Annotated in this window: 18 protein-coding genes; 6 read left to right on the top strand and 12 right to left on the bottom strand. The window is 65.8% G+C overall.

Translation table 11 applies throughout. From position 1 onward, the window contains the following. Positions 1-105: 105 nt before the first annotated feature. Positions 106-1,092 (top strand): LysR family transcriptional regulator, encoded by a 987-nt coding sequence (locus AC1D3B_RS23925; RefSeq protein ID WP_478193163.1) that lies wholly within the window; start codon positions 106-108, stop codon positions 1,090-1,092. A gap of 5 nt (positions 1,093-1,097) precedes the next feature. Here AC1D3B_RS23925 and AC1D3B_RS23920 read toward each other — a convergent pair whose 3' ends face one another. Beyond that, on the bottom strand, positions 1,098-2,597 hold the full coding sequence (locus tag AC1D3B_RS23920; protein ID WP_478193162.1) for a sigma-54 interaction domain-containing protein: 1,500 nt from the start codon (positions 2,595-2,597) through the stop codon (positions 1,098-1,100). Between the two features lie 8 nt (positions 2,598-2,605). Continuing rightward, entirely contained in the window at positions 2,606-3,901 is a 1,296-nt protein-coding gene (locus AC1D3B_RS23915) for an acetate kinase (RefSeq protein WP_478193161.1), read from the bottom strand. Between the two features lie 617 nt (positions 3,902-4,518). Between AC1D3B_RS23915 and AC1D3B_RS23910 the strand changes: the two genes are divergently transcribed. From AC1D3B_RS23910 to AC1D3B_RS23895, 4 genes are read left to right on the top strand one after another with little or no spacing between them, the layout of a single operon-like run. Beyond that, the gene (locus AC1D3B_RS23910) at positions 4,519-5,925 is read left to right on the top strand and encodes a hypothetical protein (protein WP_478193160.1); all 1,407 of its coding nucleotides are present in this window, start codon (positions 4,519-4,521) and stop codon (positions 5,923-5,925) included. Positions 5,926-5,944: 19 nt separating this feature from the next. Further along, positions 5,945-6,322, top strand: coding sequence for a hypothetical protein (locus AC1D3B_RS23905; protein WP_478193159.1), 378 nt, complete (start codon positions 5,945-5,947; stop codon positions 6,320-6,322). Positions 6,323-6,332: 10 nt separating this feature from the next. Beyond that, entirely contained in the window at positions 6,333-7,013 is a 681-nt protein-coding gene (locus tag AC1D3B_RS23900) for a C39 family peptidase (protein ID WP_478193158.1), read from the top strand. Continuing rightward, complete coding sequence (locus tag AC1D3B_RS23895; RefSeq protein WP_478193157.1) at positions 7,013-7,552, top strand: hypothetical protein; 540 nt, start codon at positions 7,013-7,015, stop codon at positions 7,550-7,552. Before AC1D3B_RS23900 ends, AC1D3B_RS23895 begins: the two co-directional genes overlap by 1 nt. Positions 7,553-7,564: 12 nt before the next feature. Here AC1D3B_RS23895 and AC1D3B_RS23890 read toward each other — a convergent pair whose 3' ends face one another. Continuing rightward, positions 7,565-8,290, bottom strand: coding sequence for an HAD family hydrolase (locus AC1D3B_RS23890; protein WP_478193156.1), 726 nt, complete (start codon positions 8,288-8,290; stop codon positions 7,565-7,567). Positions 8,291-8,305: 15 nt separating this feature from the next. Here AC1D3B_RS23890 and hemH point away from each other — a divergent pair, with 15 nt between their 5' ends. Continuing rightward, complete coding sequence (gene hemH / locus AC1D3B_RS23885; protein ID WP_478193155.1) at positions 8,306-9,337, top strand: ferrochelatase; 1,032 nt, start codon at positions 8,306-8,308, stop codon at positions 9,335-9,337. On the opposite strand, the gene AC1D3B_RS23880 is transcribed toward hemH, so the two are convergent. The 9 genes from AC1D3B_RS23880 to AC1D3B_RS23840 form a co-directional block, all read right to left on the bottom strand. Further along, positions 9,338-9,844: a DUF1993 domain-containing protein gene (locus AC1D3B_RS23880; protein WP_478193154.1), complete on the bottom strand. Its 507-nt coding sequence runs from the start codon at positions 9,842-9,844 to the stop codon at positions 9,338-9,340. It lies immediately after the preceding gene. Positions 9,845-9,895: 51 nt separating this feature from the next. Next, positions 9,896-10,717, bottom strand: coding sequence for an alpha/beta fold hydrolase (locus AC1D3B_RS23875; protein WP_478193193.1), 822 nt, complete (start codon positions 10,715-10,717; stop codon positions 9,896-9,898). Positions 10,718-10,767: 50 nt separating this feature from the next. Then, complete coding sequence (locus tag AC1D3B_RS23870) at positions 10,768-11,832, bottom strand: branched-chain amino acid ABC transporter permease (RefSeq protein WP_478193153.1); 1,065 nt, start codon at positions 11,830-11,832, stop codon at positions 10,768-10,770. Between the two features lie 11 nt (positions 11,833-11,843). Next, positions 11,844-12,824 carry a branched-chain amino acid ABC transporter permease gene (locus AC1D3B_RS23865; protein ID WP_478193152.1) on the bottom strand — a complete coding sequence of 327 codons (981 nt, stop codon included), beginning with the start codon at positions 12,822-12,824 and terminating at the stop codon, positions 11,844-11,846. After that, entirely contained in the window at positions 12,821-13,549 is a 729-nt protein-coding gene (locus tag AC1D3B_RS23860) for an ABC transporter ATP-binding protein (RefSeq protein ID WP_478193151.1), read from the bottom strand. Before AC1D3B_RS23860 ends, AC1D3B_RS23865 begins: the two co-directional genes overlap by 4 nt. 136 nt (positions 13,550-13,685) lie before the next feature. Beyond that, positions 13,686-14,450: an ABC transporter ATP-binding protein gene (locus tag AC1D3B_RS23855; protein WP_478193150.1), complete on the bottom strand. Its 765-nt coding sequence runs from the start codon at positions 14,448-14,450 to the stop codon at positions 13,686-13,688. A gap of 42 nt (positions 14,451-14,492) precedes the next feature. Then, entirely contained in the window at positions 14,493-15,953 is a 1,461-nt protein-coding gene (locus AC1D3B_RS23850) for an extracellular catalytic domain type 2 short-chain-length polyhydroxyalkanoate depolymerase (protein ID WP_478193149.1), read from the bottom strand. Positions 15,954-16,136: 183 nt separating this feature from the next. Next, a complete protein-coding gene (locus AC1D3B_RS23845) occupies positions 16,137-17,333 on the bottom strand; it encodes a substrate-binding domain-containing protein (RefSeq protein WP_478193148.1) in 1,197 nt (398 codons plus the stop codon). A 210-nt stretch (positions 17,334-17,543) separates the two neighbouring features. After that, positions 17,544-19,085: a sigma-54 interaction domain-containing protein gene (locus AC1D3B_RS23840; protein WP_478193147.1), complete on the bottom strand. Its 1,542-nt coding sequence runs from the start codon at positions 19,083-19,085 to the stop codon at positions 17,544-17,546. Positions 19,086-19,204 lie beyond the last annotated feature (119 nt).

The following is a 19,204-nucleotide window of genomic DNA, read 5'->3' as shown; positions in this document are numbered from 1 at the left end:
GCCGACGGGGTTCGCAATGCACATGTTCGGCCTGCGGCGCACGGGTGCGAAACGGCCTTTGTCCGCACTCTAGGGCGCCCTTCGGGCGCTTAGTCAAGGTATTCCATGCAAGAGAGAAACAGCGGCAGTGAACTGAACTTCTACCTGTTGAAGTGTCTGGTGGCTCTCGTCGACCATTCGCAGGTCTCCCGCGCCGCATCAGCCGTTTCCATCAGCCAGCCCGCAATGAGCCGAGCGATGAGCCAGCTGCGCGCGATCACGTCGGATCCCGTTCTGGTGAAAGGTGCAAGCGGACTCGTTCCCAGTGCCAAAGCGCTCCAATTGCGCGACTTCGCCAAACGGATCCTCAAGGAGATGGACCAGCTGGTGGGCAAGGCGGTCTCTTTCGATCCGAATCGGGCGCATCACGTCTTTCGAATGGTTGCATCGGACTTCCTGGAATGCCTCTTCGTAGACTGTCTGATCCGGAGCTTCGGCGCCGACTACCCGGGTATCGCGATGTCCTTGCGGCATCCGATCAATCCCTTGGACTTCAGCAAGATGCTGGAGGAGGGCGAGATCGACTTCTTCGTCGGTCAACTGCCGCCATGCCTTCACGAACTGCGCTATCGGCCCCTCTTCAGGGATCGCATCGTGTGCATGGCGCGTGCCGGGCACCGGGCGGTCGGCGGCCGGCTGTCGCCGGAGGAATTTGCCGGACTCGAGCACGTGGCGATCATGCCGAACGCAACGAATTGCTTCGGCGAAGCCGTGGATCTGGCTCTGGGGTCTCTTGGCTTGCAGCGCAATCGACGCTTCGTGACGCCCAACTATCTCACCGCCCCGCACCTCGCAGGGCAGACCGACATGGTGGCCTTGCTGCCCATGTCGCTCGCGAAGCGCTGTCGTGACCGCTTCGGGCTTTCCGAAATCGCAATGCCATTCGACGTTCCGGAATTCGAGGTCTGCCTTTCCTGGCACGACCGCACCCACCGCCACGCCTCTCACATGTGGTTTCGCGATCAGGTCGTGAAGTTTGTCGAACACACCTGCCAGGAGGCCATCGTTGCGTCTGCATGCGCAGCCCGCTTCCAGCCGTTTGCTCCGGTCTGAGCGCTCTAGGCCCGCCCTGCCGGTTTGCCTGCGCCCGCCCAGTCGGCGCGGAAACCGTTGCCGGCGGATTTCAGGATCGCATCCAGCGGGTTGGCGACGCTCGCAGGCACCGGACGAATCTGCGCCTCCGCGGGCGGCCACGGCGTGGCCTGGTGCGGCCTCGATTCCGAATCCAGCGCGATGCTGTGCTTGTCCATCAGCCGGTACAAGGTCATGCGCGACACACCGAGTTCGCGCGCAGCGTGCGTGATGTTGCGTCCGACCCGTGTCAGCGTGAGGCAGATCACGTCGCGCTCCGCCAGCGTGCGCGCGGCATCGAGCCCCATGCCGACCGGGTTGTCCACCATCGCGAGGCCGAGGTCGGTCGGGCCGATCAGGCGCCGGTCGGTCATGACGACCGCGCGCTGCACGCGGTTGAACAGCTCGCGCACATTGCCCGGCCATCCATGCGCGAGCATCGCCGCGACCGCCTGGCGGCTGAAGCCCCGGACGCGGGTGCGGCTCTTCGCCACGCAACGCTGGAAGAAATACTCGGCAAGGATCGGAACGTCCTCCATGCGCCGCCGCAAGGGTGCGACATCGATCGACAGCACGTTCAGGCGATAGAACAGGTCGTCACGGAACTGGCCGACAGCCACGGCTTCGGCCAGGTCCACGTGCGATGCCGCCACGACACGCACATCGACATGCAGATTGCGAACCGCGCCCACGCGGCTGATCGTCTTCTCCTGCAGGAAGCGCAACAGGTTGGTCTGCAGTTCGACCGGCAGGTCGCCGATTTCGTCGAGAAAGATCGTGCCGCCATTCGCGGCCTCGATGAGGCCGCGTCGCTCGGATGACGCGCCGGTGAACGCGCCGCGCTCGTGACCGAACAGCTCGGACTGGATGAGCGACGGAGAGATCGCACCGCAATTGACCGCGACGAACGGGCCCGCAGAGCGATTCGAGCATTGGTGGATGGCCCGTGCAGCGAGCTCCTTGCCGCTGCCGCTCTCGCCGCCGATCAGCACCGGCGCCTCCGTGGCCGCGACCTTGCGAATCTGCTGGCGCAGCCGCGTGATGGCCGGGCCCTGCCCCACCATGCCCAGCGCATCCACCGCATGACGATGGGAGGCATCGTGAAGTTGCCGGAGCATGGCGCGCTGGCTGGCCCGGTCGAGCATCAGCTCCAGTTCGTGCACGTCGAAGGGCAGCGTCTGGTGGTCGAAGAAGCAGCCGAGGATCAGTTCGCGAACACCCGCCGATTCGAGCGCGCGCGCATCACAGACACACACCCACTCCGAGCCGCCGGAGGCCGCGACGCAGGCCTCCACGGCAGCCTCGGGCACCGTCAGCGCGGCGCCGACGACGAGCATGCTGACATTGAAATTCCGGTGCGCCTGGAGACGGCCCGCGCCCACCAGGTCCGACGCCTGCGCCACATTCCATCCGCGCGAAATCAGCGGGCCGATGACCTGGCCCGCGTTGCCGCCGAGCGTCACGCAAAGGATGTTTCCGGCCTGCATGGCGAATTTCAGAAGGACATCGGCACTCTGACTGTCAGTTGGAGGTCGGGCGTGTCGCGGGTCAGGCCGGCACCCACGCTGACGTTCAGCGTGGTCCTTTCGCTGTAGCGGTACGAATAGCCCAGCAGCAGCGAGGCCAACTGGGTACGTACCGAGCCGATGACGTACTGGCCGTTCTGCTTGGTGCGCCCGACGGAGTACAGCTCCATGCCGAGACTGAAGGACGAGCGCTCGTTGATGCCCAGGCCCATGCCGAGATTCATGCCGAAGACGTCCCCCGCCTTCACGTCACCGAGGAATTCCGTCTGGCCGTTCAGCAGCGTGCGGCTGACATCGTTGCGAGCGACGTTGTAGGTGTAGCTGACACCGCCGAAGAACACCGCGGGATCCGACGGCAGCAGGAAGGTCAGGCTGGGCTGGATCGAATAGAAGCCCGAGCCGACCGGGAGCTCCAGGGGCAATCCGGTACCGGTGGCATTGCCGAGGCAGCGTGTCACGCAGTCGGTCGCCACCTCGAAGGGATCCTTGCCGTTGCGCGCCTTGAAGCGCAACGCGCCGACCACATAGGGCTTGTTGTTGTCCCGGCCGTCGGCGAGCTGGTAGCGGAGTGCGACCTCGACATCGCCGATGCCCTTGCCGTGCGTGTCGAAGACGTTGTCGAAAGCGCTGCCCGTGAAGATCTCGCGGCTGATCGTGGAATCCGAACGATTGATGTACGGCACCTTCAGCTCGACCTCCATGCGGTTGGTCGCGCCCCAGCGGCCTGTCAGCGCAGAGATGAAAGTGTTGTTCTTGAATTCGCGAACGTCCACCAGGCCGATCAGCAGTGCGGGGATGACCGTGTAGCCCACCAGCGCGACCCGGTTGCTGGACGAATAGCCGTACTGCAGCGAAGGCTCCAGCACGAACTTGCCCTGCGGCGTGAGGATCCCGGGTTCGCTGAAGATCTGCGCCACGGGTGGTGCCTGGACCTCGGCCGCTGGCGCCACGCCCACACGCACCGGTGTCGTCGCGTTGTCGCCCGCGCCCGCGGTCTCGGTGGGAATCTTGTTGGGCATGCCGGGCACCGGCACCGGCTTGCTGCCGGGGGCGGGCAAGTTGTCACGAGCTTCCTGGGTAACCAGGCGATCCTGCAGTTCGCGAAAGCGCGCATCCTGCTCTGTGGCCTGCTTCCGGAGTGCCTCGATCTCGCGTCCCTGATCGGACAGTTGCTTCTGCAGTGCTTCGATCCGCTTGGCCGTGGTCCCCGTGTTCCGCGTCGCCGAAGTCCCCTGCGACTGCGCAGCAACGCCGGTCCATGCCATCGAAGAACAGGCAAGCAGCAAGAGCGCCCGTTTTGGACGAAAAGTCTCCATCTTTTGCCCCCTCTTTTTGGTTCTTCGCGCAACCTATCGGGCGCCAGACTAATCTCATCCTGTAACAGTGCCAAGCCGCAAGTTGCAATTAAAGGTAAGCCGATAGACCACACATGATGCGTGTCTCAGGTGTGTTGCACTTCGCTCCGGGCGCGAGTCGAAACGCAGGCGCCATCCGGGACAAGGCCCGGCCTCAACGCTATGCCCTTCGGCCTACGTGCAACGCCTTGCTTCCTCGAAATCGACTGTCACCCGCTTGAGACAGAACGCGAATCTTCAAAGCCCATCGGGCGCGTCAAGTCGCTTCTCGCTTCCCATTGGAAGCGACGGAAACGCGTCGTGCCCAGCGTCAGGCAACTGTGACACTCAGCGCACGAAACCACACCTGCAGCCCTCGAAAACCGGGAGGGCGCACATTCGCGAAACTGTCATGTGGAACCCTTCCCCAATGGAGAACGAACCGGAGGAAACAAGCAGTAAGTTGGTGGCACCGAAGTTGCACTGCGGCCCCTGATTTGCGGCGACGCACGTCACTACCAAGCTTGTTCAACTTTTCTGGAGGGTTCATGAGAAAAACACTTCTGGCTTCGGCCATTGCACTTGCCTTCGGGTTCAGTGGCGCGGCATTCGCCCAGCAGACTGCGGGCCCATCGGGCCAAGGCGCGGATACCAACACCAATACCAATACGGTCACAGACAACAGCACGACCACCAACACGCCGACCACAACCAACACGACGACCGACAGCAGCACGAACAAGGACTCGGGCGGAGCAAACGCGTCGGCCGCACGTTCCGCAGCACTCAACAACGGTTCCACCGGAACCTTCAGCAACGCCTTCAATTTCAACCAGACCACCGCAACGGCGAGCAGCAATCTGAGCGGCACCGTGACGGGCAATGCTGTCGGCGGCATCGGCAACCAGGCCTACAACACAGGCTCGGCTTCGGGTGGCAATGGCGCGGGTGGCCGCGGCGGCAGGGGCTTGGGCGGCACCGCCTCGGGCACGGGCAACGGCGCGACGGGCGGTACCGGCCAGGCAGCGGTCGGCGCAGCGGGCGGCAATGCGTCCAATGGCAACGTGACCAATGGCAGCGCCACGAACGGCAGCGCGACCGCGGGCTACGGCGGCACCGGCAACGGCGGCAATTCGAACGGTGGCGCAGGCGGCGGCAATGCAACCGCCAATGGCCAGGCTGGCGGCGCGGCAGCAGCAGCGGCAGGCGGCGGCAGCGGCGGCTACGGTGGTGACACCGGCAATGCGAACTCCGGCGCTTCGGGCCGAGGCGGCGCGACCGGCAATTCCAACGGCGGCGGTGGTGGTGGCGGCGGCGGTACCGGCAATGCGAATGCCGGGACCGGCGGTGCTGGCGGCAACACCGGCAACGCCGGCGGCGGCGGCGGTACCAATACGGCAGGCGCGGGCGGCGGCGCCGGTACGGGCGGCACCAACACCGGTGGCGCAGGTGCTGCGGGCGGCGCAGGCGGCACGAACACAGGCGGCGCAGGCGGTGGCAGCGGCGCGGGCGGCACCAACACGGCTGGCGCAGGTGCGGCTGGCGGCGCGGGCGGCACCGGTGGGTCCGGTGGTGCAGGCGGTGCGGGCGGTACCAGCACGGGCGGAGCGGGCGGCACTCACACGGCCGGCGCAGGAACCGGCGGTGCAGGCGGCTCCGGCACGAACGGCAGTGCCAGCAACGGCAGTGCAAGCAACGGCAGCAACACGGCCGGAGCAGGCGGTGACGGCGGCGGCGGTACCGGCGGTGCCGGTGGCGCGGGCGCTGGCGGAACCAACACGGCACAGGGCGGAACCGGTGGCGCAGGCGCGGGCGGCACGGGCGGCGCAGGCGGGACCAACACGGTCAATGCAGGCACGTTCAACATGTCCAACACCATGACCAGCGTTGGACAGTCGGCGGCGCCCGACATCGTCGGGCCGCACGGCGAACGTCGCTCGCCCTCGCCCTCATAGCAGGCCAAAGGGAGACGCCATGAAATTCACCACCCTCATCGGGTCCGTCTGCGCATGCGCGGCCCTGGGGATGCTGTTGCCGGGTACGGCTGCGGCGCAAGGCGCCCCGGCGACCAGCGAGGCATCGACCGGGAGCGATCAAGGCGTGGCCTTCGCCGCAGTGCCGGTCGACTCTGCAACGCTCGCTGGCTATCGCGGCGGAGCCGAACAGGTCTCGAACGACATGACATTGAACGGCACCACGGCCAACAACTCGGCCAACCGCGTCAACACAGGCGACAACACCATCAGTTCGGGCTCGTTCGCCAACATGAACGGCCTGCCGGTCGTGATCCAGAACACCGGCGCGAATGTTCTGATACAGAACGCAGTGATCCTTCATCTGCAGATGAATTGAGGAGAGCGCCATGCGCGGCATGCTGCTCTCCTTCGCACTGCTGACTGCGACCTTCGCAGCACCTGCCCAGCAGACCTATCTGCCCGGCCTGGGCGGGGTCGACGTGCGCATACCCATCAGCAGCCTGAAGCAGGCGCGCACGGCGCGCACGCTCATCCAGAAATACGACTTCAGTTGCGGATCGGCCGCGCTCGCCACGCTGCTGACGCACCACTACGACTACCCGGTCACCGAAGAGACGGTGTTCAAGGAGATGTACGAGAACGGCGACCAGGCGAAGATCCACAAGGAGGGTTTCTCGCTGCTCGACATGAAGCGCTTCCTGGAAGCGCACGGCTTCAAGGCCGATGGCTTCCAGCAGCCGCTGGACAAGCTCAACCAGGCGCGCATCCCCGCCATCGTCCTGATCAACTCGAACGGCTACCACCACTTCGTTGTCGTGAAGGGCGTGGAGGACGATCGCGTGCTCATCGGCGACCCCGCGCAGGGCACGCGCGCGATGTCGCGCACGATATTCAACGAGAGCTGGCAGAACGGCCTGCTCTTCGTCATCCACAGCCACATGGACAAGGCACGCTTCAACGTGGCCGCCGACTGGCGCGTGGCACCTCGCGCGCCGCTCGGCCGCGCCATCGGCCGCTCGAACCTGGGCGACATCACAATGCCGAAGATGGGACCGGGAGACTTCTGATGCATGCCGGCCGCCCTCCGTTCGCGCGCATCGCATGGGGCCTGTGCCTCAGCGCGCTCGCGGGAAGCGCCCTCTCCCAGGAGTCATCCGGCGAACCCGATCCCGTGCCGCGCCACGAGGAAGTGTGGATGGCGGTGAGCGGCCAGACGCTCGACCAGATGCGTGGCGGCTTCGACCCTGGCAATGGCCTGCTGGTGAGCTTCGGGATCACGCGCGCGGTCTACATCAACGGCAACCTCGTGACGCAGACCACGATGGACTTCGGCCAGGTCAACAACCTCACGCCGGTGCAGGCGGCGCAACTCAACAAGCAGTTGTCGAGCCTGAACCTCGTGCAGAACGGTCCGGGCAACACGGTGCAGTCGCAACAAGGCGGCGCGAACTACGGCACCGTGATCCAGAACACGCTGGACAACCAGCGCATCGTGAACCAGACCGTCATCAACGCGACCAGCAACTCGGCGGGAATGCTCAAGAACTTCAACATCCAGTCGACCGTCAGCGATGCCGTGGCGCGCGCCATCATGAACTCGCGCTGACGAACTCGCGGCCTACGCGGACTCCAACGCTACACACAACGCGTGCAGGTTCGGCACGATGAGTTGCGGCCGCGCGCCGTGTTCCCACGGTCGCTCGTCGCGAACCAGCCAGGCCGCCTGCATGCCGGCATCGAGCGCGCCGATCACATCGAGCGCAGCGTCGTCGCCGACATGCAGCACGTCCTTCGGCAGCAGCCCGACCGACGCCGCCGCGGCACGGAAGATCGGCGAATGCGGCTTGCCGCTGCCGAAGGCGTGCGCATTGAAGGCCGTGCGGAACCAGCGCCCGACCCCCGTCAGGTGAACGTCCGCATTGCCGTTGGAGATCGCCACCAGGGGATAACGCTCACTGAGCCATTTGAGCGCCGGCAGGGCATCGTCGTAGAGCGTCACGCGCTGGCGCTCGGCAAAGAAGGCATCGAAGGCCGGATCGGCCAGCGCCGGGTCCTCGCCCGATCGGCGCAGCGCGGCACGGATCGACTCGCGGCGCAGCGCGCTCAGGTCGTGCGCAAGATCGGAGCGCTCCTTTTCGGTGGCTTCTCGCAACTCGCGCAGCACGCCCGGCGTCAGGAGCAGGCTGGCGGTCTTCGGCGCCTCGCGCAGAAGCCATTCGTGCAGCACGCGTTCGGCGCGCTCGATGGTCGGCCAGATGGGCCAGAGCGTGTCGTCGAGATCAAGCGAGATCGCGGCAATGCGGTTCACGTCGAGGGTCAGGGAATCGGGGATCGCGGAGGGCATGACCGAGAATATCGCATGCCTTTTCGACCTGAACCGCCTGCCGGCGACAACGCCCAGGAGCGCATTGCCGTGCTCTGGTGCAACCTGGGATCGCCTGATGAGCCGACGGCAAGCGCCGTGCGCCCCTACCTCGCGGACTTCCTGGGCGACCCGCGCGTGGTCGAGATCCCTCGTGCCCTTTGGGCGCTGATCCTGCACGGCATCATCCTGCGCACGCGGCCCGCCAAATCGGCCGCAAAGTACGCCAGCATCTGGACGCCGGAAGGCTCTCCGCTCAAGGTCTGGACGAAGAAGCAGGCCACGCTGCTCGCCGGATGGCTCGGCGAGCGAGGCCACCGTGTGACTGTGCGCGATGCGATGCGCTACGGCCAACCGTCGATCGCTTCCCGGCTCGACGAACTGAAGGCGGAAGGCGTCACGCGCGTGCTCGTGTTGCAGGCCTATCCGCAGTACTCGGCGACCACCACGGCGAGCGTGATCGACGCCGTCAACGCATGGAGTGCGCACGTGCGCCGCGTGCCGGAGTTCCGTTTCGTCAACGACTACCACGACGATCCGCTCTACATCGATGCGCTGGCGCGCAGCGTTGCGCGCCACTGGCAGCAGAATGGCCGCGCCGACCAATTGGTGATGAGCTTTCACGGCATTCCGGAACGCAACATCAAGCTCGGCGACCCCTATCAGGCGCAGTGCCTCGCCACGGCGCGCCTGCTGGCGGGGAAGCTGCAGCTCACGCCGTCGCACTACCGCGTGACCTTCCAGTCACGCTTCGGCCGTGCGAAATGGCTGGAGCCCTACACCGAGCCCACGCTGCGCGAACTTGGCGCGTCGGGTGTCGGGCGAGTCGACGTGATGTGTCCGGGCTTTCCGGCCGATTGCCTGGAGACGCTCGAAGAGATCGCGATGGAAGGTCGCGATACCTTCCTGGGCGCGGGCGGCAAGGAGTTCCACTACATCCCCTGTCTCAACGACAGCGGCCCGTGGATCACGGCGCTGGCCGGCATCGCGGACCGCCACCTCGGCGGCTGGCCCACGCAAGTGGGCTGATCAGAATCGCCCGAGATAGTCCAGCTTGCTGAGCGGCACGCCACTGTGCCGCAGCACATCGTAGGCCGTCGTGATGTGGAAGAAGAAGTTCGGCAACGCGAACTGCAGCAGGTAGCGCTGAGCCGTGAACTTCAGTTCCGCGCCACGCACTTTCATCGTGACCTCACGCTCCTCGGCGTCATCGATCAGCGCGCGATCCACGCTGTTGAGGTAGTCGATCGTCTTGGCGACGCGCGCCTGCAGTTCCGCATAGGTTGACTCGGTGTCCGGAAAGCTCGGCGCCGTGACGCCGGCGATCCGCGCCGTGCCGAGCTTGGAAGCATCGCTCGCGCTCTGCACCTGTCCCGCGAGGGTGAACATGTCCGGCGCGAGCCGCGCGGTCACGAACTGGGTGGGGTCGATGCCGGCCGACTCCGCGTGCGCAAGGCCTTTGTCGAGCACATGCGAAAGCTGGCCGAGTCCGCGGGTGAACACCGGGACCGAGATGTCGTAGAACGAGAGCGCCATGTTGTCTGACTCCGTGTTGAATGGGCGGCCCGATTGTCGTGCCGCCATCGATCACGTGCCGGCGGCGCGAACAAAGGCCTCGATCGGCTCCAGGTGGGCGGCCACATTGAGGGCCGGTGCATGGCCGCAGTCCGGCACCTCGATGATCTGAAGCCGGTCCTTCGCGCCGGGGCCGCGGCGTCGCATCTCATCCAGCGTTTCAGGCAGCACGAGGTCGGAATCCACGCCGCGCAGGCACAGCAAGGGCACGTCGATGGCGTCGTAGTGCGACCACAGCAGGTAGTCGTCGGGATGCGCGATGAACTGCCGCACCATCGCCGGGTCGTAGTGCGGCGTCACGCGGCCGTCGGGCAGGCGCCGCGTCGATGTCTCGGTCAGCCGGCGCCATTGCGCATCGCTGAGCCAGCCATAGGGCTTGTAGACGGTACGGAAGAAGGCTTCGAGCTCGGCGACGGTGTCGAAGGCCGGCGGCTGGCCGGCGTAGGAACGGATCCGCTCGACAGCCGCATCCGCGATCTGCGGCGCGGTGTCGTTGAGCACGAGGCTCGCGATTCGGCCTTTCATCGCCGGTTCGATCAGCCCCCCGGCGCAGACCAGGCCGATCGCACCGCCCATCGAAGTGCCGACCCAATGCACCCGTGCCAGCTTCAACGCGTCGCACAGCGCAGTCGCGATGCGCGCGTAGAACGACAACTGGTATTCGTCATCCGGCGCGGGACTCCATTGACTCAGCCCGCGCCCGATAGTGTCCGGGCAGATCACGCGGAAGCCCCGGCCGGCGAAATGCGCAGCGAGTTCGTCCATGTCGCGACCGGTGCGCGCGAGGCCGTGCCAGGCGACAACGACCGGGTCATCGGAGTGGCCCCAATCCATCCAGTGGATCTCGCGGCCCGCAAGCTGCGCGTAGTTCGAAGTCGGAGTGTTCAACGCAAAGCCCTCGCACGAAGACGGCCGACGATGCCGGTCGGGAAGTAATAGACAGAGAGCACGAACAGAACGCCCAGCCACAACAGCCAACGGTCCGGCGACAGCAATGCGGCGAGCCAGCCCACGCCGCTCGCGGCCTCGCTGCCGAGGCGCAGCAGATCCTGCAGGTAGCTCTGCGCCACCACGAAGATCACCGCGCCGATGACCGCGCCGTAGATCGTGCCCATGCCGCCGATCACGACGATCAGCAACACATCGATCATGATTTCGAAGCTGAGCGAGGTATCGGGCCCGTTGTAGCGCAGCCAGATCGCGAGCATCGCGCCCGCCAGCGTCGCGAACAGCGCCGACAGCACCGAGGCCGTCGTGCGGTACACCACCACGCGATAGCCGATCGCCTCGGCGCGGAACTCGTTCTCGCGGATCGCCTGCAGCACGCGGCCAAAGGGCGAGTTCACGATGCGCAGCAGCGCAAGCACCAGCACGACCGCGACCACGAACAGCATGTAGTAGCAGAGCAGGCGTCCATCGAGGGACACGCCGAGGAAGGGCTCTTCGGCAAACTCGAAGCTCGGCGAGATCAGTTCCGGCAGCTTGAAGGTCAGGCCATCCTCGCCGCCGGTGAAGTCCGACATCTGCGAGGCCAGCGTCTGGAACGCGGAAGCCACCGCCAGAGTGATCATCGCGAAGAAGATCGCGCGCACCCGCAGCGAGAACAAGCCGATCGCGAGCGACAGCACCAGCGAGATCGCGAGCGCCGCACCGAGCCCCAGCAGCACCGCGCCCCACCCTGCCCCGAGCCGCGTGGCCGAGATGGCGATCCCGTAGGCGCCGATGCCGAAGAACATGGTCTGCGCGAAGCTCACGATGCCCGTGTAGCCGAGCAGCAGATCGAAGCTCGCGACAAGCACGATGAACACCAGCACCTTGGCCGCCACGCTGAGCGCCTTGACGCCGGGAAAGATGAAAGGCGCGAAGGCCAGGCCAAGCACCAGCGCGACGAGCAACACCGCGAGCAGGCGGCTTCGCGGCATGTCGTTGGAAAGAAGTCGGGACAGCATGGTTGTTCTTTTCAGCGGTTCGCCACGGGATAGACACCTTGCGGACGCCACAGCAGCACGGCGACCATCAGGAAGATGCTGGCGAACTGCGTGAGCGTGGGCACGAGGAAGCCGATGTAGTTGGTCATCAGGCCGACCAGCAAGGCGCCGATGAGCGCACCCGCCGTGGAGCCCAGCCCGCCGATGATGATGACGATGAAGATCAGCACGTTGACCTGCGCGCCCATCTGCGGGATCAGGTTCTGCTGGAACAGCCCCCACATCACGCCACCCAGGCCCGCGAGCGCGCTGCCGACCACGAACACGCCGACGAAAAGGCGGCCGATGCGATAGCCGAGCGACTCGACCATCTCGCGGTCCTGCACGCCGGCGCGGATCAGCAGGCCGATCTTCGTGCGGCCCAGCGTCCATGCCAGCAGGCCGAACACGAACACGCCGATCACGACCGCGAGAATGCGGTACTTGCTGATCGCCGCATCGCCGATGAGCAGCGATCCGCGCAAGGCATCGGGCAGCGGCAGCGGAACCTGCCCGGGCCCCCAGATCACCTTGATCAGTTCTTCGCCGATGATCATCCCGCCCATCGTGATCAGGATCTGCTTCAGGTGCTGGCCGTAGACCGGCCGCACGATGAAGCGTTCGAAGGCCAGGCCCACAGCGCCGGCTGCCGCCATCGCCACCAGCATCGCCGGGAACACGGCGACGAGGTTGCGCCACAGTTCCTGCGAGCCGGTCCAGTCCGCCATGCCGCCGAGCACGCTGCTCGCGACGAAGGCGCCGAACGCGATGAACACGCCGTGGCCGAAGTTCAGCACGTCCATCAGGCCGAACACCAATGTGAGGCCCGAGGCGATGATGAAGATGATCATGCCCATCGCAAGGCCTGCAACAGTGAGGGTGAGCCAGGTGGAGAAGGAGCCCGTCAGCGGCAACGCGATCAGCGCGAGCACCGGCACCAACGCCAGCGGCTTCCAATCGAAGTCGAATTTCATAGCGCCAATCCCAATAGCGACCGCTGCAACTGCTCGTCCGCCGAGAACGCCGCCATCGTTCCGGCGTGCACTACGCGGCCGTTGTCCATCACGGCCACGGTGTCGCCCAGTCGCTGCGCGAAGTTGATGTTCTGCTCGACCAGCAGGATCGTGACGCCGCTGTGCTTGAGTTCGCTGAAGGCGTCGATCATGTTGTTGATGATGGCGGGCGCGAGGCCCTTGCTCGGCTCGTCGATGATGAGCAGTTCGCGCGGCTCGACGATCGCGCGCGAGACGGCGAGCATCTGCTTCTGGCCACCCGAGAGCTTGCCCGCGGGATGGTTCCAGAACTTCTCGACCGCGGGGAAGAGCTTGAAGATCCACTTCAGGCGCTTGTCGTCCATCTGGTCGGCGTTCTTCGCGCCGCGCGCGGCCAGCAGCATGTTTTCCTTGACGGTGAGGTCCGAGAAGATTCCCATGTTCTCGGGCACGTAGGCGATGCCGAGTTCGGCGATCTGCGGCGTGTGCAACGCAGTGATGTCGCGGTCGCCGAAGCGCACATTTCCCTGCGACGCGTGCCACAGGCCCATGATGGTTCGCAGCGTCGTGGTCTTGCCCGCGCCGTTGCGGCCCAGCAGCATCGTGAGTTGGCCACGCGGCACAACGAGGTCCACGCCGTGGAGGATGTGGTACGCGCCGATGTGCGTGTGCACACCTTCGAGTTGCAGCAGGTTGCGATCAGTCATGGTGTTCCTCCTTCCCCCTCTGGGGGAAGGCCGGGATGGGGGCAGCGGGCGTATGAGGCTGGGCGCATTGCCAAGGTCGCGCGGGCGCTTGCCCCCACCCCAGCCCTCCCCCAGAGGGGGAGGGAGCGGAATGCGTTCATGCGGCCTCCTTCGCGATGCCGAGGTAGGCCTCCTGAACGACCGGGGAGGCGATCACCTCCGCCGGTTCGCCATCCGCCACGAGCTGCCCGTTGTGCAGCACGATGATGCGGTCGGCGAGTTCACGCACCACGTCCATCTTGTGCTCGACGAGCAGGATGGTCTTGGTTCGGTCTTTCTTCAGCGCGCGGATCAGGTCGAGAATCACCGGTGCCTCCGCGGCGTTCATGCCGGCCGTCGGTTCGTCGAACATGAACACCTTGGGTTCGAGCGCCATCAGCAGCGCGACTTCGAGCTTGCGCTGGTCACCATGCGGCAGGCTCGCGACCGTCGCATGTTCCTTGGACTTCAACGCCACGTCGGCGAGGATCTGGTCGGCACGCTCGGTCAACGCACGGTGATCGCTCCAGATGCTCCACAGGTTGAGCCCACGCCGATGCGGCCCTTCGCGCGTGGCCTGCACGGCCAGCCGCACGTTCTCCAGCACCGACAGATTGGGAAAGAGGTTCGTCAACTGGAACGCGCGCCCCAGTCCGGCCCGCGTACGCGCCGAAGCCGGCAGGCCCGAGAGCAGTTGCCCGTCGAGCGACACCGTACCCGCGGTCGCCTTGAGCTGCCCCGAGATCAGGTTGAAGTACGTCGTCTTGCCGGCCCCATTCGGTCCGACGATCGCCGTGAGCGTGCCGGGCGCGAAGGCACAGCTGACGGCGTTCACCGCCACGTGGCCGCCGAAGCGGATGGTCAGGTCTCGGGTCTCAAGCATCGTTCAAGGGGCGGGGCCGCCGGGCAGCTGGGGAAATGGGCTTCAGCATGTACCGATCACGTAGTAGTTGGGGCTGGTCTGTTTCAGGGTCGTGGTGACGAAGGTGTTCCACAGGCCCATGTTCTGGTTGGAACCCTTGGCGTAGGTATAGCCTCCGGTTTGCGTGGCGCGGCCTGCGGTGGTGTGGGCGTAGTTGCTGGCCGTGTAGCAGGTCGGCGTCCCGCCGCCGCCGGCCAGCGTGGTGCCCGAGGCGGAAGCGGACATCGCGCTTTCGACGTTGCTGGCATCCAGCGCGGTCACGCTCCAGCTGTAGGTCGTCGACGCGGCCAGCCCGGTATCGGTGTAGTTGGTGCCGGAGACCGCCGAGGCATTGACCTTGCTGCCGCCGCGATAGACGTTGTAGCCCGTGGCTCCCGACACACCGCTCCAGCCGATCACCATGCTGCTGCTGGTGGCGCCGGACGTGCCGACGCCGACGGGCGCGGGCAGCGTCGATCCGCCACCGCCGCCTCCCGACGTGCTGGTCACCTGGTCCACCATGGCCTTGATGGCGGCCATCTGCGGGCCCGACTTCTTCGCGTAGTTCGCGTTGTCGTAGCCCCACCAGTCCCAGCAACTGTTGGTGGCTGCCGTGCTGGTCTGCGGGTAGATCAGGATGATGTTGTTGGTATCGGCCCAGCGGTTGTAGCCCGTCTTGCGGACGTACTGGTCGCCGATGTCGGTGTAGTTCTGCTTGCAGCCATGCAGGACCACGTGCGTCCGGCACGATGTCGCGGCGCAGTTCTGCGGCACGTAGATCCAGCCTGTCGCGGCCATGCCGTGGCCGCTGATGAAGCTGGCCTGGTTGAACTCGGTGAAGGTGCCCGACAGCGTGCCGTTGTTGCGGGCGTTCAGCGGACCATAGAGGTACTGCAGGATGTCGCCCGCCAGGTCGAAGCCGCAGTTGTTGATGTAGGGCGACGCCGTGGTGCCGCAACTGCTGCCGTAGTCGTCGGTGATCATCGCGTGGCCCGAGCCGATGTTGTTCTTGTAGAAAGTGTTGGCCGTCGGAACGAAGCTCTGGTAGTAGGTCTTCAGGTCGTTCATCACGGCCTGCGTCACCGTGTTGTCCGACGTGCCGGAGTAGAGATACACCTTCGAGCCCGAGAGGTTCGATACCGGATCGATGGCTCCGCTCGACGCCCAGCTATTGGTGGTGTTGACCAGCGACGCCACCGGGATACTGCTGGTGTGCGACATGCAGCGCCCCGTCGCGTTCACGATGGAGCCCTCTGCACAGTAGTACGGCCCACCGGCGACTACACCGGCCCCGCGCTTGAAGGTACCCGAGTAGGCAACGTGCAACTGCACTGCCATGAAGCCGCCCGACGACAGCCCGGACACGCTGACTTCGGCGGGGTTGGCCCCCAGCGCCGGCAATGGCACCGCCGCCGTGGCAGCGTGGCCCACCAACGCGGCGACGGCCGCGACCATGCTCATCTTCATCATCCAGTTGCGCTTCATGCTTTGTCTCCCGTAGTTTTTTGGAATGCACTGAACCGCCCCTTCTCACGAAGGGGATCGATGGAAAGAACGTTGCGCGCTAGCCCAGAAGCCAGGAACCCCACGGAACCGGCTCCGCCGGGCCGTCGGGGTTGCCCCCCGGAGAGGGGGTGGAGAGCGACACGAAGTGCGCGAGCCTGGGGGTTATCTCTTGTTCCTGATCGGGATATCCATCTCTTCCGGCTTGATCTCATGCACGAGTTCAGGCACGCCCCACGCGAAAGCCGGATCCACCTTGATCTTGAAGTGGTACATGCTCTGCATGGCCTGGTGGTCTTCTTTGCGGAAGGTCATCTTGCCCTTGGGCGTGTCGAAGCTCATGCCCTCCATGGCGGCGATGAGCTTGTTGGTGTTCGTGTCGCCGCCCGTCTTCTTGAGCGCGGTCACCACTGCCATCGCGGCCGAGAAGCCACCGGCCGTGAAGAAGTCCGGCGGCGTCTTGAACTCCTTGTAGTGCATCGAGACCATCGCGTCGTTCACCGGGTTCTTCGGAATGCCGAAGTAGTAGTAGGCCGCGCCTTCCATGCCCGGCAGCGCCTTGTAGGCAGCCATGGCCGGGAGGATGTTGCCGCCGGTGGCGATCTCGATGTTGTAGCGCTTCAGGTCGAGGTCGACGATCTTGAACGGATTGCCCGCACCCGCCCACACGATCCAGATGATCTTGCGGCCCGGCTGGTCCTTCAGCTTGTCGATCAGGCGCTGCGCACCGGCGGTGAAGTCGGTGGTGGCCGGCGGCAGGTATTCCTCGTGCGCGAGCTTGGCCTTCTTGAGTGCGTCCTTGAACGCCTTCACGCCATCGCGGCCGAAGGCGTTGTCCTGCGCCAGCGTTGCGACGGTGACGCCGGGCTTGTCGATCGCCACCGCGTTGGAGATCGCGTCCTGCGAGCTGTTGCGGCCGGTGCGGAAGATGTACTTGTTCCACTTGTCGCCGGTGATCGAGTCGGCCACGGCGGGCTCGACCAGCAGGATCTTCTTGTATTCCTCGGCCACCGGCAGCATCGCCAGCGCCACGCCCGACGACGTCGGGCCGACCGCAAGGGCAGCCTTGTCGTCGGCGTAGGCCGCGGCCAGCAGCGACTTGCCGAGGTCGGGCTTGCCCTGGTCGTCCTTCTCGATCACGACGATCTTCTTGCCGTTGACGGTCATCGTGCCGCCGGTCGCGTAGTCCAGGCCCATCATGAAGCCGGTCTGCGTCTGCTTGCCGTAGGCTTCGAGCGGACCGGTCTTGCTGTAGATGTGGGCGATCTTGATCTCGTTGGACTGGGCCCAGGCCGTGGCGGTCAGGGCCGATGCGCCTGCGATGGCAAGGCTTGCCAAGGCGACGAGGTGGCGACGTTGCATTCTTTGTCTCCTGATGATGATGGCTGAATATTGCACAGTTCGTGCCAACACGCTCACCCCCAGGCTCGCGCACTTCGTGTCGCTCTCCACCCCCTTCCGGGGGCACCCCTGGCGGCCCGGCGGAGCCGGGTCCGCGGGGGTTCTGGTATTGGGCGAGTGGCTGACTTCAAGACAGCGGGCATGTCCGGAATTTGGACAATTGCACTATCTTTATTCAGGGTTTTCCAGACGTTCGTAGAGGGTGGCGCGGGAGATGCCTAGCAAGCGTGAGGTTGCGAGCTTGTTGCCGCCGGTCGCGGCCATCGCGGCGGCGATGGCCCGGCGCTCCAGTTCGGCGACCTGCTGGGCGAGCGGTCGCAGGAGGGATGCGCTGTCGTCGGCGTCGTTCGCCGCACCGGGCGCAGCCGGCTTGCTCGGCGCCGCGATCTTTTCTTGGCCGGCTTCACGCAGGATGCGTTCGAGTTGCGCCGCGTCGATGCGCTGCGAGTCACTGCGCATGGTCACCTGCTCCAGCACGTTGCGCAGTTCGCGGATGTTGCCGCGCCAGTGCTGCGCGGCCAGCAGCGCCATTGCATCCGGCGTGAGTTCGGGCGGCGCCTCGCCGCTGCGCAAGGCCATGTCCTCGCCGAGCACCTCGACCAGTGCGGGGATGTCGCTGCGTCGCTCGCGCAACGGAGGCACGCGCACCGGCAAGACGTTCAGCCGGTAATACAGGTCTTCGCGAAAGCGGCCTTCCCGCACGAGCGCCGCGAGGTCGCGCGAGGTGGCGGCGATCACGCGCGCATCGAAGGGCACCAGCTTGTTGGAGCCCAGCGGCTCGATCTCGCCCTCCTGCAGCGCGCGCAGGAGCTTGGCCTGCAGGCCGAGCGGCATGTCGCCGATCTCGTCGAGGAACAGCGTGCCGCCGTCGGCGAGCTTGAACTTGCCTTCGCGCGCCTTGCGGTCGGCCCCGGTGTAGGCGCCCGGCGCGACGCCGAAGAACTCGGCTTCGAGCAGGGTGTCCGGCACGGCGGCGATGTTCACGCTGACGAAGAGGCCGGCCGCTCGCGCCGATGCCGCATGGATCGCGTGCGCGAGCAGTTCCTTGCCCGTGCCCGTTTCGCCCAGCAGCAGAACCGGGCTCGACGATTGCGCCGCACGCCGCGCGTGGCGCTTGACCTCCACCGCCGCCGGACTGCTTCCGATGAAGCTGGCAAAGGTGTACTTGGATCGACGTTGGCCATCGGCCGATTGCTGGTACAGCGGGTTGTTGCGCTGGCTCGCGAGTTCGCGCCGTGCATCGTCGAGGTCGCGCTGCAGCAGCGCGAACTTGCTGATGAGCGGCTGCAAGGTCGTTTCGGGATGGTCGAACAGCACGATGCCGATGGCGCCGATCACGTCGCCGGGAACGGCGCCCGAATCACCCTCGCGCTCCTCGCGCAGCGGGATGCGGCTCACAACGAAGGTGCCGGCCTTGTTGGTCAGCAGGTCGATCAGGATCGGCTCGCCGGTCTCGAGCACCCGGCGCATCTGGGTGTTGGGGATCACGTCCTCCACCCGATGGCCCAGGAACTGGTCGATCGACGAGAAGCCGAGCGCCGGCAGGAAGCGCCGGTAACCCTCGTTGACCCAGACGATGCGGCCGCCGCGATCGACCAGGAACATGCCCTGGCTGATGCTCGAGAACAAGTGGAACATCGAGCGCGCGGCGAGCGCGAGGATGCCTTCGGCATCGAGCGGCAATGCGGGTGGGGCGGCAGCGGCGGGAGACATGGGCGGGATCGTAGCGCGCGCCGGACTCGCGCAAACGCGGCGAGTTCCGACAGGTGCCGGCAAGCTGCCTTGTTATGCTGCGCGCCTTGCACGGCCTACGGCCATTCGATGGCGCCACG

The sequence above is a fragment of the Variovorax sp. P5_A3 genome (genome assembly GCF_056400665.1).
This window is presented reverse-complemented; position numbering and strand designations above follow the sequence as displayed.

What these genes read in the sequence shown, in the direction of transcription:
- AC1D3B_RS23895 (WP_478193157.1), top strand. Translation starts at nt 7,013, where the DNA reads ATGCATGCCGGCCGCCCTCCGTTCGCGCGCATCGCATGGGGCCTGTGC.
- AC1D3B_RS23890 (WP_478193156.1), bottom strand. Translation starts at nt 8,290, where the DNA reads ATGCCCTCCGCGATCCCCGATTCCCTGACCCTCGACGTGAACCGCATT.
- AC1D3B_RS23875 (WP_478193193.1), bottom strand. Translation starts at nt 10,717, where the DNA reads ATGGATTGGGGCCACTCCGATGACCCGGTCGTTGTCGCCTGGCACGGC.
- AC1D3B_RS23880 (WP_478193154.1), bottom strand. Translation starts at nt 9,844, where the DNA reads ATGGCGCTCTCGTTCTACGACATCTCGGTCCCGGTGTTCACCCGCGGA.
- AC1D3B_RS23855 (WP_478193150.1), bottom strand. Translation starts at nt 14,450, where the DNA reads ATGCTTGAGACCCGAGACCTGACCATCCGCTTCGGCGGCCACGTGGCG.
- AC1D3B_RS23900 (WP_478193158.1), top strand. Translation starts at nt 6,333, where the DNA reads ATGCGCGGCATGCTGCTCTCCTTCGCACTGCTGACTGCGACCTTCGCA.
- AC1D3B_RS23850 (WP_478193149.1), bottom strand. Translation starts at nt 15,953, where the DNA reads ATGAAGCGCAACTGGATGATGAAGATGAGCATGGTCGCGGCCGTCGCC.
- AC1D3B_RS23860 (WP_478193151.1), bottom strand. Translation starts at nt 13,549, where the DNA reads ATGACTGATCGCAACCTGCTGCAACTCGAAGGTGTGCACACGCACATC.
- AC1D3B_RS23865 (WP_478193152.1), bottom strand. Translation starts at nt 12,824, where the DNA reads ATGAAATTCGACTTCGATTGGAAGCCGCTGGCGTTGGTGCCGGTGCTC.
- hemH (WP_478193155.1), top strand. Translation starts at nt 8,306, where the DNA reads ATGCCTTTTCGACCTGAACCGCCTGCCGGCGACAACGCCCAGGAGCGC.
- AC1D3B_RS23870 (WP_478193153.1), bottom strand. Translation starts at nt 11,832, where the DNA reads ATGCTGTCCCGACTTCTTTCCAACGACATGCCGCGAAGCCGCCTGCTC.
- AC1D3B_RS23915 (WP_478193161.1), bottom strand. Translation starts at nt 3,901, where the DNA reads ATGGCATGGACCGGCGTTGCTGCGCAGTCGCAGGGGACTTCGGCGACG.
- AC1D3B_RS23925 (WP_478193163.1), top strand. Translation starts at nt 106, where the DNA reads ATGCAAGAGAGAAACAGCGGCAGTGAACTGAACTTCTACCTGTTGAAG.
- AC1D3B_RS23905 (WP_478193159.1), top strand. Translation starts at nt 5,945, where the DNA reads ATGAAATTCACCACCCTCATCGGGTCCGTCTGCGCATGCGCGGCCCTG.
- AC1D3B_RS23910 (WP_478193160.1), top strand. Translation starts at nt 4,519, where the DNA reads ATGAGAAAAACACTTCTGGCTTCGGCCATTGCACTTGCCTTCGGGTTC.
- AC1D3B_RS23840 (WP_478193147.1), bottom strand. Translation starts at nt 19,085, where the DNA reads ATGTCTCCCGCCGCTGCCGCCCCACCCGCATTGCCGCTCGATGCCGAA.
- AC1D3B_RS23845 (WP_478193148.1), bottom strand. Translation starts at nt 17,333, where the DNA reads ATGCAACGTCGCCACCTCGTCGCCTTGGCAAGCCTTGCCATCGCAGGC.
- AC1D3B_RS23920 (WP_478193162.1), bottom strand. Translation starts at nt 2,597, where the DNA reads ATGCAGGCCGGAAACATCCTTTGCGTGACGCTCGGCGGCAACGCGGGC.